Here is a 15,872-nt window from a genome sequence, read left to right as displayed (position 1 = left end):
GCCTGTCTCCCCGACGGGGCGGCTACAACTCGTCCAAGTGCCGGGGCCAGTCGTCTTTGAGCAGCCGCGAGAGCGAGCGGTCGGCCAGGATGCGGCCCTCGGTCTGGCAGCCGGGACAATAATTCGTCTCGTTCTCGGCGTAGCGAATCCGTTGCACCGGTGCGCCGCACACGGGGCACGCCTGCCCATAGCGACCGTGTACGGCCATCTCGGGCCGGAACGCCGTGACGTGCTCGGGAAACGCACCGCCGGCCTGGCTGCGCAACCGTTCGGTCCACTCGGCAAGCACCTCGCGCGTCGCGGCGAGCAATCGCGCCTGCGCGTCATCCGCGAGCTTTTGCGTCATCAGCAAGGGCGACAGCCGGGCACGGTGCAGAATCTCGTCGGAGTAGGCGTTGCCGATACCGCTGAACAGGCCCGGGTCGGTCAGGGCGCGCTTGAGCGTATGATTGCGGCGCTGCAAGGCTGCGCGAAACTCGTCGATCGTCGCCGTGAAGACGTCGATGCCGCCGGGATCGTGCTGGGCCAGTTGCTCCGGGCCGCGTACGACATAGAGCGCCGCGCGGCGCTTGCTGCCGGCCTCGGTCAAGAGCAGCGTGCCGGCGTCGAAATCGAACGCGGCCAACTGGAACTTGCCGGCCAGCCGCGCGCCGGGCGGCTTCCAATGCAGCCGGCCGGCAATCATCAGGTGCAAGACCAGCCACAACTCGTCATCGAGGCCGATCGCGATCCGCTTGCCCAAGCGGCGCAAGGCACGCACCGTGCGACCCTCGACCGCGGCGAGCGGCGGCTCGAACGAGCGGACGAGAAAGGGACTGTTGACCCGGACGCGCAGCAACCGCTCGCCGACAATTCGCGACTCGAGCGCCTCGAGATAGACCGTGATGTCGGGCAGCTCGGGCATGGCGCTGTATAGGACGCGCGGCACCCCATGGCCGGCGTCTCTTAATCCTGCTGCATAAAGCGCCAGATCGCGCCTTGCGTCGGCGAGATCGTCAGCAGGTAGACCTCGCCGGCGGCGTCTTCGCCAAAGCTCACGACCGGCACCCCGGGCGAGGTCAGCTCGCGATTGGCCGTGACCTTTTTCGTCTTCGGGTCGTACCACAAGGCCCAAAGCTTCAGCGAGACGTAATCGGCATAGAGATATGCGCCGCGCAGCTCGGGCACGCCTTGTCCGCGATAGACCAGTCCGCCGGTAATCGACTTGCCGACGTCGTGCGAGTATTCCCAGAGCGGCTCGATCATGTCCGCACGGGCCTCGGCGCCGTTGGGGCCGAAGGGATGGGTCGCCTCGCGGCGATTCCAGCCGTAGTTGCCACCCTTTTCGATCAGGTCGATTTCTTCCCACAGGTCCTGGCCGACGTCGCCGGCCCAGAGCAAGCCGGTCTCGCGATCGAACGCGTGGCGCCAGACGTTGCGCAGGCCGTAGGCCCAGATCTCGCCCTTGGCCTTGGCGCGCTTGACGAACGGATTGTCGGCCGGAATCGCATACTTGCGACCCTCGTCCTGCCGGTCGACGTCGATCCGCAGAATCTTGCCCAACAGCGTCCCGAGGTTCTGACCGTTTTCGAACGGGTCGTTCGCCTTGCCGCCGTCGCCGACGGCGATATAGAGCATGCCGTCGGGCCCGAAGGCGAGCGTACCGCCGTCGTGATTCCAGAACGGCTTGTCGAGCACCAGCAGGGGTTCGCGGCTATCGGGCAGCGCGCGGCTCGGATTGTTTGGATCGACGTGGAACCGGGCGACCACGTTCTGATGCGGCTTGCGCCGATTGGTGAAGTAGACGAAGAATTGCCCGTTGTCGGCATACTTCGGATGGAAGACCAGGCCCAAGAGGCCCTCTTCGTTGGTCTTGTCGTCGTAGCTCACCTGGCTGGTGAGATCGAGGAACACCTCGGTCGGGCCACTGCCCGAGGTGGGCAGGATGTGGATCACGCCCTGCTGCGTGGCGACAAACGCGCGATCGGTGCCGTCGCCGGCGTGGGTCAACACGATCGGCCGTAGCGGCGTCAACTGCCCGCTCGATTCGCCCGAGTCCCAACCGGTCCAGTTGACGTCCGCAAAGGCCGGCGCGACGCGCACCGCGGGGAGCGGCGAGGTGTCGACCTGCGCCTCGGCGGCGCGGCTACTCCCGGCGCAGACGGCAACCAGACAGCCAGCAAATCCAACTCGGCCAACCCAACTCGACGAACACATGCGGTGATTCTCCAACGCTGGCCACTTTCGGCCGGGGGGATTCGAGAAGCGAAGCCGCAATCATACCCGGCGGTCCGCGCGCGGAAAAATCGCTTGCCGGGCGTGGGAATTTGCTTGCGTTTAAGGCACCACGCCTTAGAATCTCAGGCAGCTTGCCTTAATTCCTACCAGCCCCCTTGCCATGACGCGACCGCAAGCCGAAGTCACCGACACCGAACTGGCGATTCTCGACGTGCTCTGGACGCACGGTCCCGTCGAAGTCCGCCAAATCGTGGCCGCGATCTACGGGCAGCACTCGGCCGCCTTGCACGCCACGGTCAAAAGCCTGCTTGCGCGGCTGACAGACAAGGGCTATGTGACGTGCGACCGCAGCCGGTTCGCGCATCAATTCAGCGCAACCGTCACACGCGCTGAGTACGTCGGGCAGCAGCTCGAAAAGCTGGCGGCGAGCCATTTCAACGGGGCGCTGGCGCCCGTGCTACTGGCGCTCGTGGAGCATACGCGGTTGCGCCGTAAGGACCGCGAAGCGATCCGCAAGATCATCGATTCGATCCAGGATTAGCGAGGTGCCCGATGGCCGGACTGTTGGGCGCGCTCGTCACCCACCTGATCCTGTCAGGATTGGTCGCCGGCTGCCTGGCAGGCACCGTGCAGTTGTTGAGCCGCTTGCGGCTGCTCGACCGGCGGCCGGCCGTGCGCCAGGCGCTGTGGCTGATCGTGCTGCTCAAGCTGGTGACGCCGCCGGTGGTGCCGGTGCCGCTTTTGCCCGCCGCGTTCGCACCGTCGGGCGCTGACAGGCCTGCCCCGCCCATAGGCGATGTCCAGCGCAGGGCCGCGAAGCGCCCTGCGGCAGATGTGCCACAGATGTCCTGGCAAGATCGCGAACCGGCTCAGGCCGTCCCCTGGCCTGCGGGACTGCTCCTGGTGAGCTTTGCTGGGACGGCGGTCGTGCTCGTATTTACCTGGCGGCAGGCGCGCCGGCTGCAAACCATCCTGTGGCGCGTCGAGCCGGCCGCTGCGCGGGTGACGTCGTTGGCCGTGTCGTTGGCCCGGCACATGCGACTGGCGCGAGATCCCAGCGTCGTGTTGGTCGAAGCGGCCGTGTCTCCGTTGCTGTGGGTGCGGCGCGATGGCCCTGTAGTCGTGCTGCCGCGGCGGCTGGTCGACGAACTCTCGGAGGATCAACTGCGCTGTGTCTTGGCCCACGAGCTGGCGCATTACGCGCGCCGCGACCATTGGATCAATCTTTTTGCATTCGCCATCGTAGCCCTGTGCTGGTGGCAACCGGTTGCGTGGTGGGCGCGACGCGAGTTGCGCGCCGCGCAAGAGTCGTGCTGCGACGCCATCGCCCTGGCCGAATCACGGGCGAAGCGGCGGTGCTATGCCCAGACCCTGTTTCATGCTTGGGAAACTTCGCAACAGTCGCCGCCACTGCTGCCGGCGTTCGCCAGCGGGTTCGGCGGTCGCTCGACCTTGGAGAGGAGAATCCTCATGGTTGCCGACACGCGTCTTCGTCCTGGCCTGGTCTGGTGGAGCTATCCACTGCTGGCGGCCGGGCTGGCACTGCTGCCCTGCCTGCCGACCGCGGCACGAGAATCGGACCTCACCGAGCTTCCTGCGGGGGTGCAAGCCATCCTGGATCTCGAGGCTCTTGGAGGCCAAATCGGGGCTGTGGAAGTCGAGCAGCACAAAGGTCGGGCTGTCTACGCAGCGGACCTGACGCTTGATGCATTGAACTACGACGTCCGCGTCTCGGCCGAGGGTGTCTTGCTCGGCAAGGTGCAGGACGAGGACAAGGACGACGACCATGCCGAAGGAAGCGACGAGCAAGAAGGCGAGGACGAAGAGGAAGAGGAGGAGGAGGAGGAAGTCGCCGTCAAACTAAGCGACTTGCCCCATGCGGTGCGGCGCACGCTGAAGCGCGAGGCAGGCAATGGCGAGATCGAGGAGATCGAAAAGGTCACGACCAGGAAGCGGACCGTTTACGAGGCCGAGGTCGAATACGAGACGGATGCCGGCGAATTAACCTACGAGTTGACGATCTCAAGCAAGGGCGTGCTGCTCAGCAAAATCCTCGAGTCGGAAGACGACGAGGACGACGATGAAGGAGACGCTAACAGCGATCGAGACGACAAGGACGAACCCGGCGGTAAAGGCGAGGAGGACGACGATCGCGCTTGAGGACATCGCAGACTCTGGCCCCACGCCCCGGCCAAGCGGCATTGCTCGCTAGCCGGCGTGGGGGAAGGTGCGGCTGCGAGCGATTCTTTCACCGGATGCTGCTCCACTGCACAGCAGCATCGCAGCGAGCAGTCGTGCGCCGAATGCCTAGTACCGCACGATGCGCTGCAAGAGCAGCAACCCCCAGACGGCCAAGACGAGGTTGCCGGTCCAGACCACCAGCGGCGGCATCTGACCGCTTTTGGACATTTCGAGCGCCGAAATGAACAGCGGATAGTAGACCACCAGGATCGGCGCATAGCAGGAGAAGAAGATGTTGACGATCTCCGCGTGCTTGCGCCACACGGCCATCGTCGCCCCCACCAGGGCAAAACACAGGCAACTGAAGCCGGTCGCCCACCGCCGCGGGCCCTCGGTCCGCAACCGGTCGATGCGCTCCTGAATGTATTTGATCTCGGCGCCGGGCAAGGGGATGCCCGTGTCGCGGTAGCCGAGATTGCCGCTCAGCAAGCCAAAGGCGGTGGCCGCAGCACGTTTTTGATGGACCAGCGCGAGTTCTTCGCGTGTCCGCTCCAACTCGTCGGGAATCTCGCGTAATGCGAGGTGACCGGGCGACGACAGCGCTTCGTGTTTGCCGACCAGTTCGTTCAGCGGCACCTCGCGCTCGATCTCTTGAAAATGGCCCCGGGCCTGCGAAGCGATCTCGACCGTGGCATGGCGGAATTTCAATCGCAGCACCGTACCCTCGGCCCGCAACTCGCCCGACTCGGCGCGGATCGTCACGCCCGGCTCATCACCCTTGCCGGAAAACGACAACACAGGACTGACGAGCGTGCGGTCGACCACGTCGCGCACGACGATCGACAGACCTCCGGCCTGAAACGTCTTGCGGGTCTTAAGCACGCCGTACACGACCTGGTCGGTCGACATCAGTACGACCTGCTGCACGCCGCGAAAGCCCCACGAAACGGCCAGGTCGTACAGCCAGACCGTGGCCAGGCTGAGCAAGAACGAAATGACCAGCGTCGGGACAAACAACCGTGCCGGGTGAATGCCGAACGACTTGGCCACGAGAATCTCGTTCGCGGCCGACATCCGCCCGTAGAGCACCGTCACGCTCAACAGCAATGCGCCGGGCAGCGAAAACACCAGCGCGTTGGGCAGCACATAGGGAATAATCCTGACGACATGGGCTGGCCCCAACCCCTGACGCAACAGCTCGGCACTCACGCCGATCAGGAGCATGAAGCCGGTCAACGACGTGCCCGTGAGCGCCAGTACGCGTAAGAGTTCGCCCAAGATGTAGCGCTGCAAGACGGTCATCGCGGGGGATTTATCGACTCGCGCGCCGCGCACGGTCAAGGTCATCCGCAGGCGCGGCGGCGCAGGCCACGCTGCTGGCGAGGCGTGCTAGCAACGCGGCTCGTCTTGACCCAAGTTGGCCGTCTCTCATAGGTTTCGCCAACTTTGCTGCGCCGCGCCAAAGCGCGCTGTCTGCCGGGTCGCCAACGACCGGCGCAGTGGTTTCGCCCGGGGTTCGACACGAGCACATTCGGCAAGTCATTTGGCAAGAGACCTTGAGCTATGGATGCGAGCCCGAACGGAACCAGCGGGTGGCGAGCGGCGCTACAGGCGTCGCTGCGATCGCCGCAACACGTGCCCGCGCGATTGAAACGTTGGTGGAACGAAACGGCGTTCGCCGGCACGGCAACGCCACCCGACGGCGACGCAAACTTGCCGCTCTACGTGAGCGGCGTCGTGTTGGCCCTGTCGCTCGCGGGACTGTTGCTGTTGAGCAACACCGCCTATCCGTTCTTTGAGCCCGACGAAGGGCGCTACGCGGAGATTGCCCGCGAGATGCTGACCTCAGGTGATTTCTTGCTGCCGATGCGGCAAGGCAAGGCGTATCAAGACAAGCCGCCGCTATTGTTCTGGTTGACGGCCGGAAGCATGGCGGCGTTCGGCCACACGACGGCCGCCGTGCGGCTGGTCCCGGCTTGCGCGGCGCTCTGGACGCTGGGGGTCGTCTATTGGGCCGGCCAGCGGATGGTTGGCCGCCGCGCAGCGCTGCTCGGCATGGCGGCGCTGTTATTCAGCACGGGCTTCATCCTCAGCGGCAGGTTCTTGTCGTTCGATGCCCTGCTGACTGCCGCCACGACCACCGCACTGCTGTGCGGCGCCGTCGCGATCGACCAGGCCCGCCATCAAACGCGCTGGTGGCTGGCGAGCGCCGCGGCTTGTGGCATCGGCGGGCTGACCAAGGGTCCGATCGCGCTGGTGATCGTCGTGCCGCCGCTGCTCTTGCATGAGTGGCTGCGCGGGCGCGGTACGCTGCGGGCACGGACCGGGCGCTGGCTGCTGTATTTCGGCATCGTCTTGGGCGTCGCAGCGCCGTGGTTCGTGGCGGCGTCGATCTATCGCCCGGAGTTCGCCGAATACTTCTTCTGGCGGCACCACGTCGCCCGGTTCGTGGTCGGCATCGCCCATGTGCAACCGTTTTGGTTTTATGTGCCGATCTTGATCGGGGCGATGTACCCGACGTCGCTGCTGGTCGGTGCAGTCGCCGTGTTCCTGACCAGTCGATCGCTGGAAATCCGTCGGCTGCGAACCCATGCTTTTGGCTTTCTGATGCTGGCGGGGCTGTGGATCTTCGGGTTCTTCTCAGCTTCGCAGTCGAAATTGCCGGCCTACGTGCTGCCGTCGGTGCCGTTGTTCGCCTTGGCGGCGGGCGTGGTCTGCGACCGCACGCTGATCAACGAGGTCTCGACGCGCTATTTCCGAGGCATCCGACTCACGCTGCCCAAGCTGTGGTGCGTGTCGTTGGCGCTGGTGCTCGCGGGCCTGCTGGTGGCGGACTGGATGGTGGTCTCGCATGAAGCCGAGGGCACGGCCGCCGAAGTCCTCGGGTCGCTCGCCGTGTGCGGGCTGCTGATCACCGCGGCGCGCAATTTTTCCCAGCCGCTGGTGTGTACCACGTCGCTGGGCGCCGCAACGGTGGTGATCTCGCTGCTGGGGCTGGTCGACTTTGCACCGGAAATGGCCCGCAAACGGTCCGTGGCCCTGCAGGTCCGGCAGCTCGTGTCCGATCCGCAACAGGCGGGCCTGACGATCGCCTGCCTGGGCCGCGCGCAGGACGCGGTGGCCTTCGATCAACTCGAACACCGGCCTGTCTTGGAGCTGCCCATCGCCGACATCCACGCCTTTGTCGACTTGCTCGCCGAGCGCCACCGGTTGTTGGTGCTCGTCAAAGACGCCGACTCGCCGCGCTGGCGCGAACGCTTGCCGGCGAACGTGCAGCTCGAACAACTCGACGAAAAGTCGCAGATCTACCTCGCCACATTTGCAGAAGCATCGGTCGTGCGTCATCCCATCGGGTCGGGGCTTCAGTAGCATCGCGCACAGGCACAGCCCTTTGACTACCGCACCGGTACAAATTGTCCCGCAGGTCCCCTTGGCCTTCGAGCCGGGGCGCCGGCTCGCACGGCGCAGCATCTGGGTACGTTCCCGTACTTTGCTGGCCGGTGCGGTTCTTGCGCCGGCAGTCCTGCTGGCAGTGATCTTCGAATCGGCGCCGGTACCAGGCTCCTGGCTGCAAGTGGCCAGCGCGCAACTCGGTTGGGCTCTGATCGTCGGCGGCGTGATGCTGCGGCTGTGGGCCACGCTCTATATCGGCGGCCGCAAGAGCAAGCGGCTGGTCACCGAGGGCCCCTACTCGCTGGTGCGCAATCCTCTCTATCTGGGTACGCTGCTGGCCGTGTGCGGAGCGTGCCTGGCCTGGCAAAGTCTTGTGATGTTCGCGGCGCTGTTGGTTGCGCTGCCGCTGTATACGCGGCTGACGATTCGCGACGAGGAACGGCGCTTGCGTCATCACTGGGGCGCGCAATACGACCACTATGCCGCCAGCGTTCCACGGCTGTGGCCGCGGTGGCAATGGCCGGCATCGCCGGCGGTCGTCGAAGTGCACGTCGCCGGACTGCTGCGCGAGCTGGCGCGAGCCGCGCTGTGGCTGACCGCTCTGCCGCTCGCGGCGGCGCTGACACCTTGGCTGCGTGCGGCCGGCCGCGCGCTGTTGTCGCTGGGCTAGGCCTCGGCACGCTCCAGCGACGGCGATTCGCGCCGTTCTGCAACAGGCACGCGTATCAACAACGCCAGGCTGCCGATCGACAGCAAACCGGCGAACAGAAACGCCGCGCCGGGCAGGTAGATGAAGGCCCCCGCCGAGGAAAAATACGCGAATAGTTGCGTCATCAAGATCGGGCCAAAGATCGACGTCAGGCTGTGCAGGCTGGAGATGCCGCCCTGCAATTCCCCCTGCGAATCGGCCGGGATCTGCTGCGACATCAGCGCGCGAATCGACGGAAACACGACGCCCGCCGGCGCCATCACGACGATGAACAGATAGACCATCCAACCGCGATCGGCGAGACCATAGCCCACGAAGCCGATGATGCCCGTGATCAGACCGAACAGGCAGGCCCGCCACTCGCCCAGCACTCGCACGATCGTACCGGTCAGAAAACCTTGCACGGCCATCATCGTCACTCCGGCAAAGGCCAGCGACATGCCGACCTGGGCCTCGTCCCACTTCAACCGAAACCGCGCATAGTAGGCCCAGGTATGGGGCAACGACTGGTGGGCGAGCATCCACAAGAACAGCACGCCGATCAGGCCGACAACGACCGAATACCGGCTCAACTGCTTCCAGGTTCCCCACAGGCTCGCTCGGTGCCATGAGAAGGGGCGGCGAGACTCGCGCGGCAGACTCTCGGGCAGCACCAGCCAGCCATAGGCGACGTTGGCCAGCGCCGTGACGGCCGCGGCCCAGAACGGCGCGCGGGGCCCCCAGTGTCCGAGCAAACCGCCCAGCGCGGGACCGAGGATAAACCCCAGCCCGAAGGCCGCGCCCATGAAGCCAAAGTATTGAGCGCGTTTGTCCGGCGGCGTCACGTCGGCGACATATGTATTGGCCGAGGTCACCGTCGCGCCGGTGATGCCGGCCACGAGTTTGCCGACGAACAGCCACGCCAGACTCGGCGCGGCGCCCATCAACAGATAGTCCAGACCGAAGGCCAAGAGCGCGGCCAGCAGCACGGGTCGGCGCCCGAACCGGTCGCTCAAGTTGCCCATCACGGGACCGAAAATGAACTGCGCGATCGCAAAGGTCGTGGCCAGGTAGCCGCCGTAGCGGGCCGCTTCATTCGTCGGAACCCCTTCCAACTGGCTGATCAGCTCGGGCAAGACCGGCAGCACGATGCCCAGGCCGATCGTGTCGATCAAGACGGTCAGCCAGATGAACAAAATGGCCCGAGGACCGGGGCTGACTGTCGACATGCGAGGCACCGGGCAGCGGCGAGGGCAAGGCGGCGGCAGGAAGCGAGCTCCCTATCCTGACGACTCGGCCTTCGCCTGCCTAGGCGGCCATAGGGCCGACTCAACTCACCGGCAACAGGCCAGCGACGAACCCCAGGAGCGTCCAAACGGCGGCGCAAGAAAAGGCGACGGTGCCGAGGACGGTTTGAAATTGTTGGCGCGTGGACATGGCTGCTTGCTTTCGAGAGGAATGCGGGCGACCGCTGTTCGGTCCCGCACCTGGTACAGCGTAAGCAGAGGGCGTTTGTTACGCCGATTCGTCCGGCACCAGAAAGCTCATGTGCAGCGCGGCATGCGTCAAGTGGAACCGTTCCCACTGCGCCGGGGTGAGCGGCCCCGTTACCGGGTGGATGATGCGCTGGGTCTCGCTGCGGAGCCGGGCCACGCCGGTGCGCATCTTCTCGAGCCCCGCGGCGGTCGTGGCGTCGGGGCCGGCGATCAGCCGCTCGGCCGCGCGGCGCGGCAATTGCAACCCGGCCGGAAAAGGCCCATAGACCAGCCAGCGCCAGAGAAACAGCCGGCCAATGAGCTTGATATGCCAGGGCACGTTGAAGGTGGGCCCGTCGATCGAGCCGTGCATCGCGTTGCCCAGGTGCTGCATCGTCTGCCCGACGGTCCAGTTGCCCAGGCACTGCACGCGCGGCAGCGCCGCGAGGCGTTCGGCGTCGGCCAGCAGCTCGTCGAAGTCGCGATAGTGCACGCGGCGGCGATTGCGGACCTTGCGTGTATCGACCTTCATGCCGCACCAAGTCCGGAATGAGCGCTGGTCCGGGAGCAGACGACCGGAGAACGCGCCGCGCGCGATCTCTATTGTTTGCTGTGCCGGCTTTGAGCCGCGTAGCGCACGATCGACAGCAGGTCGTCGATGTCGAACGGCTTCTCAAGGGCCTCGAATACGTCGGCTCGCTTGGCCGACGCCCAGAGCTCGCTCGACGGATAGCCCGTGATCAAGATGCCCTCGACGCTAGGCACCCGCTCGTGAATGGCGTGCAGCAAGTCGAGACCGTTGCGCTCCTCGCGGAGCATCCAGTCGGCGATCACGACGTCGGGCTTGAATTGCGCGGTGACGTCGAGCGCCTCGGTCGTGGTTGCGGCGGTCCGTACGTCGAACCCTTCGGCCTCGAAACAGAGGCTCAAGTTGCAGCGGTACCCCTCTTCGTCATCCACCACGAGAATGCGGACCATGTTCAGTCATCCTTACGCGGCGAGACTACGCCCCAGCGGACAGTATACCCGTCGGCAACTCCACCGTAATCGTCGTGCCACGGCCAACTTCCGTGTCGACATGCATGGCACCATCGTGATCCATGATGATCCCGTAGGCAATACTCATTCCCAGGCCCGTGCCACCCTGGTTGCGGCGCGTGGTGAAGAACGGATCGAACAGGCGCGCTCGCACTTCGGACGACATCCCGTGCCCCTGGTCGATGACCGCCATGCGTACAGCGGCGCCGTCGACATTGGACGTCACGCGGATCGAGGACCGGGGCTTGCTAGCCTCGGCGGCGTTTTGCAGCAAGTTGACGAGCACTTGCTCCATTTCGGTAGGGTTGATCCGCACAGGCGGCAAGCTTTCATCCAGATCGAGCTGCAGCGCAATCTCACGATCCGCCAGCGGTTTCCTGAGCGACAAGGCCGCCTGGTGCACGCAATCGTTTAGCTGCGCTGGCCATTTATCGGTTGCTTGTTGCCGGGAAAATTGCAAAACGCTGCGAACAATTCGGCCGCACCGCTTGGCGTCGTTGACAATGGCCTGCAGCGCCTCGCGCGCCCGCTCGGGCGGTGTCGTGGGCCCCAGCTGCCGGAGTGCCACCTGGGCGGAGAGCAGGATGGTCCCAACCGGGTTATTGATCTCGTGGGCAATGCCCGCGGCCAGCGTGCCGACCGAAGCCAGGCGTTCGGATTGCACTAATTGCCGTCGAGATTCTTCCAATTCCTGCGTTCGCGCGTCGACGAGCGCCTCCAAGTGGTCACGGTAGCGCACCAATTCAAACTCCGTTTCCTTGCGCTCCGTGACGTCGCGGGTCACGGCGAAAGTGGTCTGCAGATCGGACAACGGGAACGCATTCCAGGACAACCAACGATAGCCGCCATCGGCGCAGCGAAAACGGTTCTCGAATCCCAGGATCGGCGTGCCGTTGAGCAAGCGCTTTGTCGCGGCGATCGTCGCGTCTTGATCCTCGGGATGGACGAAGTGCAGCCAGGCGTGCGCGAGTAGTTCTGGTTCCGACCAGCCGAGCAGCCGGCTCCAGGCCGGGTTCACCTGCTTCAAATAGCCGTCGAAGCTGCCGATCGACAACAAGTCGAGCGACAGGTTCCACATCCGGTTCCGTTCTTCCTCGGCCTGTTTGCGCTCGGTGATATCGGCCAGCGTGCCGATCGCGCGTATCGGCTGCCCGCAATTGTCGCGCACGATGACCATGCCGCGATCGAGCACCCAAATGTAATTGCCGTCCTTGCGCCGGATGCGATACTCGTGCCCAAAGTGTGGCGTCTCGCCCAGGAGATGCCGTTGCAAGGCGTCATAGACGCGCCGGACGTCAGCGGGATGGACGCGCTGGGCCCAATCGTCCGGCCGGCCTTCGATTTCGTCTTCCGCGTAGCCGAGCATGCGTTTCCACTGGCGCGAATAGACGACCTCGCCCGCTTTGATGTTCCAATCCCAAACGCCGTCACCGGCCCCCTCGATCGCAAACTGCCAGCGCTGATCGCTCTCGCGCAAGCGCTGCTCGGCCTCGGCGCGTTGCCGTTCGAGACGGTAGCCAGCAATCAGGGTCGCGGCCGTGGTGCGAAAGGTCTCCAACTGGGAGATCATCAATTCGTCGAAGCCACCCGGTCGATTCGCCAGGACCACCAGCCCCACGAGTTCTTCACCGGAGTCGAACGGAATCGCCGCGAACGAACGCAACGGCGGATGTCCCGGTGGCAGCCCCGCGGGCGCAAACTCCTGGGGTGGGTCGTTGAAGATCAGGACTTCGCCGTTGCGGACCACTTCACCGAACCAGGTGTCGAGGTTGCGTAACTCGGGCCCTGGCTGCACGCGCGGTTCATCCGGCGAGCATGCGGCTGCGCCGGCCAAGGCGTGCGTTTGCAGGTAATTCCCCGCCTGGTCCCGGCAGATCTCGCCGATGAGCCCATATTCGCTGCCGGTCAACTCAAGCAGCCCGGTGAGCAATGCGGAAAACATCGACGGCGCATCGGCGCCGTGCATAAACCGCGTTTGCGCCGCGTTGATCATCCGCAGCAGGCTCTGCTCGCGCAACAAAGCCTGCTCGGCGGCCTTGCGCTCGGTGACGTCGAGGGCGACTCCCGCCATGGCATAGGGCTCGTTGCGTTCGTCGCGCAGAACCCGGCCGCGGGTGTACATCCAATGTATTTCTTCCCCATCGTGTGCTCGCAACTCGACTTCAAACAAGGCGTCTTCGTCGATCGCGCGCTGCGTGGCCTCGATCACCTTCAGCTGGTCATCGGGATTGATGATCCCCATGAAGCCGCTGTAGGTCGGTGCGACTCCCCCATCGTGTCTTTCGCCCGTACACCAATCGACGACGACATTGTCGCGGAAATTCCAATGCCAGGGGATGAGATGCGCCGCTTCGACGGCCAAGCGCAGTTTTTGCTCGCTCAATCGCAAGGCACGTTCCGCCGCGACGCGCTCGGTGACGTCGTGCATCAGGGCCACCGTCAACTCGCGTCCTTCGCTCGTCTCGAACGGCGAGGATGAGATCGACAGCGTGCGCCACGTGCCATCCTTGCGGCGAACCTCCCACAACTCGTGGCACAGCTGGTCGCCCGCTTTCAGCCGCAGCAGCCGCTCGGTCGCGAGTTGCCGCGACGGCAAACCAGGGTGGAGGGCGTCACGCCAGCCGGTCGCGTTGATCTCGTCGAGCGTATAACCGGTCAGCGCGTACATCCGGTCGTTCCAGATCGTGAACCGCACAAAGGGGGGCTCATCGATGAATTGCCAGACGCAGATCCCCTCGGCGGCCGTTTCGATCACGGCCTGCCGGAACCGGCTGAGTTGGCGCGTTTCTTCCTCGGCCTGATGCCGCTCGGTGATGTCGATGCAGACCGTGATAAAGCCGTTGAATTGTTCACCGACCCACCGGGGCAGCGTCTCGCAGAACATCCAGCGATACTCACCGTCGTACCGGCGCACGCGGCCCTCGATCGAGATCGGCCCGGGCCGATCGACCGCTGCACGGTACGTCTGGAGACACCGGTCACGATCCTCGGGATGTACAAACTGCGCCCACCTTTCACCGAACGACTCTGTGGCACGCGAACCGGTTAAATCGAGCCACCGCTGATTCACATAGTTGACGCCGCCCAGGGCGTTCGAGGTGAGCACCAACGCCGGCACCGCATCGGCCATCGTTCGAAACCGGCCTTCGCTTTCGCGCAACGCCGCTTCGGCTTCGACTTCGGGCGTGACGTCCACCAAGAAACCGACCAGGCGCCCGGCGCCCGTCGTGGAATCGACCACATAGGTGCTGACGCATTTGACCGAGCGGTATGGTCCGTCGCGGTGGCGCAGGCGCACGATGAATCCGGGACCGGCGTTCTGCGTGGCCAGCATCTGGTCTCTGCGCTCGTTCAACCAGGCGAGATCGTCGGGATGCGCCTGTTGCAACGCGTCGCCAAACGTCTGGGGCATCTCGGCCGCCGAATATCCGAAGACCTCGGTGAACTTCCCGGACCAGCAGATGGTGTCGCAGGCGATATCCCAATCGAAGACGGTCAGGCCGGCAGCGGCGATCGCCGCTTCGTAACGGGCCGTCGCAGTCAGCAGGGCGTGCTCGTGTCTGGCACGTTCTACTTCCCAGCGTTTCCGGCCGTCGATATCGATCAGCACGCCGCTGGCGCGCACCGCGATTCCAGCCTCGTTACGTTCGATGACCTGGCCGCGCGAGTTGACCCAATGCCAGCGCCCGTCCTTCGTGCGCATCCGGCATTCGACGTTGATCGCCGGCGCCAAACCGCGCAAATGGTCGAGGATCGCCTGCCGGCAATGGGCGTGATCTTCCGGATGGGTGAGGGTCGTCCAAGTCGCCCCGCGGCGCGGCAAGTCGTCGGCCTCGTAGCCCAGCAAGGCGGCCCACTGGGCATTCCAAAGCAACTCATCCGTGATGGGATTCCAATTCCAGACCCCGAGCTGGCCGCCGGCCACGGCCAGGTCGAACCACTGACGATTCTCCTCCAACTCGGCTTCGATCCGCTTGCGCTCGTGAATATCGAAGTGGGCACCGGTAATGCGTAGAGCTCGGCCGGCCGGGTCGCGTTGGACGACGCGCCCCCGGGTGAGCACCCACCGCCAACCGCCGTCGTGTTTGCGCAAGCGATGCTCGCATTCGAACACGGGCGATTCACCGCGGAGATGGGCAATGAGCAGCGCCTGGTTTCGATCGCGTTCGGCCGGGTGCCAGAGAGGCCGCCAGTCGCCTCCCAGCGCATCGAGCGCAGCGGCCGAGTACCCCAGCATCGCCCCGAGACCGGCGTCGCGATAAATGCGCTGTTCGGCGAGATTCCAGTCCCACAGCGTCGCACCACCCTGGCGAGTCGCCAGATCGAGCCGCTCGGCCTGCTCGCGCAGCGCTTGGTTGGCCAGCGCCAAGCTGTCCTGGGCTGACGCGATCGCCAGCGCCTGGCGCCGCGAACTGGTCATCAATCCGACCAGCACCAGGGCGATCACCCCGACCCCGAGATCGGCCATGTTCGGCGCCGCGACACGAATCATGTAGCGGACGGGTTCAGCCAGCCAACTCGATTCCTCGAAGATCCGCAAGAACTGCCCGCCGACGAACAGCACGGAAAACCAGCAGATGACGCGCGCAGCGCGAATGTCGGCGGCGTATTGCCGGCACACGGTAATCACCCCCAGGCAGACCAGCACCGCGCCCACGACGTCGATCTGCGCGCGCCAGGGCCGATAACCCAGCCCGATCAAGAAGAGCGTGTTGGACACCAGAAAAAAGCAAACGCCGAGAATGATCACCGCGATCCCGGCGCGTACGTTCGGCAAGGCCGTGGAGAACATGGCATGCCAGGGTGTTTCGGCTGCTGGTGATCGGGCATCGACCGCGGTCAGTACCGACTGTGCCATTCGGTTGGCCTCCGAATCCTGT

11 protein-coding genes are annotated in these 15,872 nt (G+C 64.9%); 4 read left to right on the top strand and 7 right to left on the bottom strand.

All coding sequences use genetic code 11. From position 1 onward, the window contains the following. Nucleotides 1-22: 22 nt before the first annotated feature. Both K1X74_05925 and K1X74_05920 read right to left on the bottom strand, forming a co-directional pair. Entirely contained in the window at nucleotides 23-928 is a 906-nt protein-coding gene (locus K1X74_05925; protein MBX7165870.1) for a hypothetical protein, read from the bottom strand. 17 nt (nucleotides 929-945) lie between these two features. After that, a complete protein-coding gene (locus K1X74_05920) occupies nucleotides 946-2,196 on the bottom strand; it encodes a PQQ-dependent sugar dehydrogenase (GenBank protein ID MBX7165869.1) in 1,251 nt (416 codons plus the stop codon). Nucleotides 2,197-2,377: 181 nt separating this feature from the next. Between K1X74_05920 and K1X74_05915 the strand changes: the two genes are divergently transcribed. Further along, nucleotides 2,378-2,758, top strand: coding sequence for a BlaI/MecI/CopY family transcriptional regulator (locus K1X74_05915; GenBank protein MBX7165868.1), 381 nt, complete (start codon nucleotides 2,378-2,380; stop codon nucleotides 2,756-2,758). Between the two features lie 11 nt (nucleotides 2,759-2,769). Next, nucleotides 2,770-4,377, top strand: coding sequence for a M56 family metallopeptidase (locus K1X74_05910; protein ID MBX7165867.1), 1,608 nt, complete (start codon nucleotides 2,770-2,772; stop codon nucleotides 4,375-4,377). 147 nt (nucleotides 4,378-4,524) lie between these two features. On the opposite strand, the gene K1X74_05905 is transcribed toward K1X74_05910, so the two are convergent. Continuing rightward, nucleotides 4,525-5,700, bottom strand: a complete 1,176-nt coding sequence (locus K1X74_05905) for an LptF/LptG family permease (GenBank protein ID MBX7165866.1) — start codon at nucleotides 5,698-5,700, stop codon at nucleotides 4,525-4,527. Nucleotides 5,701-6,045: 345 nt separating this feature from the next. On the opposite strand from K1X74_05905, the gene K1X74_05900 reads away from it, so the two are divergent. Together K1X74_05900 and K1X74_05895 are read left to right on the top strand one after the other, a co-directional pair. Then, nucleotides 6,046-7,767 carry a glycosyltransferase family 39 protein gene (locus K1X74_05900; GenBank protein MBX7165865.1) on the top strand — a complete coding sequence of 574 codons (1,722 nt, stop codon included), beginning with the start codon at nucleotides 6,046-6,048 and terminating at the stop codon, nucleotides 7,765-7,767. A 22-nt stretch (nucleotides 7,768-7,789) separates the two neighbouring features. Continuing rightward, nucleotides 7,790-8,461, top strand: coding sequence for an isoprenylcysteine carboxylmethyltransferase family protein (locus tag K1X74_05895; GenBank protein MBX7165864.1), 672 nt, complete (start codon nucleotides 7,790-7,792; stop codon nucleotides 8,459-8,461). Here K1X74_05895 and K1X74_05890 read toward each other — a convergent pair. From K1X74_05890 to K1X74_05875, 4 genes are all read right to left on the bottom strand, one after another. Further along, the gene (locus tag K1X74_05890; GenBank protein MBX7165863.1) at nucleotides 8,458-9,708 is read right to left on the bottom strand and encodes a TCR/Tet family MFS transporter; all 1,251 of its coding nucleotides are present in this window, start codon (nucleotides 9,706-9,708) and stop codon (nucleotides 8,458-8,460) included. The genes K1X74_05895 and K1X74_05890 overlap by 4 nt on opposite strands. Before the next feature lie 286 nt (nucleotides 9,709-9,994). Continuing rightward, on the bottom strand, nucleotides 9,995-10,486 hold the full coding sequence (locus tag K1X74_05885; protein ID MBX7165862.1) for a DUF1569 domain-containing protein: 492 nt from the start codon (nucleotides 10,484-10,486) through the stop codon (nucleotides 9,995-9,997). A gap of 68 nt (nucleotides 10,487-10,554) precedes the next feature. Further along, a complete protein-coding gene (locus tag K1X74_05880) occupies nucleotides 10,555-10,932 on the bottom strand; it encodes a response regulator (GenBank protein ID MBX7165861.1) in 378 nt (125 codons plus the stop codon). A gap of 25 nt (nucleotides 10,933-10,957) precedes the next feature. Then, on the bottom strand, nucleotides 10,958-15,850 hold the full coding sequence (locus K1X74_05875; protein ID MBX7165860.1) for a PAS domain-containing protein: 4,893 nt from the start codon (nucleotides 15,848-15,850) through the stop codon (nucleotides 10,958-10,960). Between the last annotated feature and the right edge of the window lie 22 nt (nucleotides 15,851-15,872).

The sequence above is a fragment of the Pirellulales bacterium genome (assembly GCA_019694435.1).
Taxonomy (GTDB): Bacteria; Planctomycetota; Planctomycetia; order Pirellulales; family JAEUIK01; genus JAIBBZ01.
This window is presented reverse-complemented; position numbering and strand designations above follow the sequence as displayed.

Bases quoted from the DNA above. Each gene is read 5' to 3' on its own strand.
- K1X74_05880 (MBX7165861.1), bottom strand. From the start codon at position 10,932: ATGGTCCGCATTCTCGTGGTGGATGACGAAGAGGGGTACCGCTGCAAC.
- K1X74_05920 (MBX7165869.1), bottom strand. From the start codon at position 2,196: ATGTGTTCGTCGAGTTGGGTTGGCCGAGTTGGATTTGCTGGCTGTCTG.
- K1X74_05890 (MBX7165863.1), bottom strand. From the start codon at position 9,708: ATGTCGACAGTCAGCCCCGGTCCTCGGGCCATTTTGTTCATCTGGCTG.
- K1X74_05905 (MBX7165866.1), bottom strand. From the start codon at position 5,700: ATGACCGTCTTGCAGCGCTACATCTTGGGCGAACTCTTACGCGTACTG.
- K1X74_05910 (MBX7165867.1), top strand. From the start codon at position 2,770: ATGGCCGGACTGTTGGGCGCGCTCGTCACCCACCTGATCCTGTCAGGA.
- K1X74_05915 (MBX7165868.1), top strand. From the start codon at position 2,378: ATGACGCGACCGCAAGCCGAAGTCACCGACACCGAACTGGCGATTCTC.
- K1X74_05885 (MBX7165862.1), bottom strand. From the start codon at position 10,486: ATGAAGGTCGATACACGCAAGGTCCGCAATCGCCGCCGCGTGCACTAT.
- K1X74_05875 (MBX7165860.1), bottom strand. From the start codon at position 15,850: ATGGCACAGTCGGTACTGACCGCGGTCGATGCCCGATCACCAGCAGCC.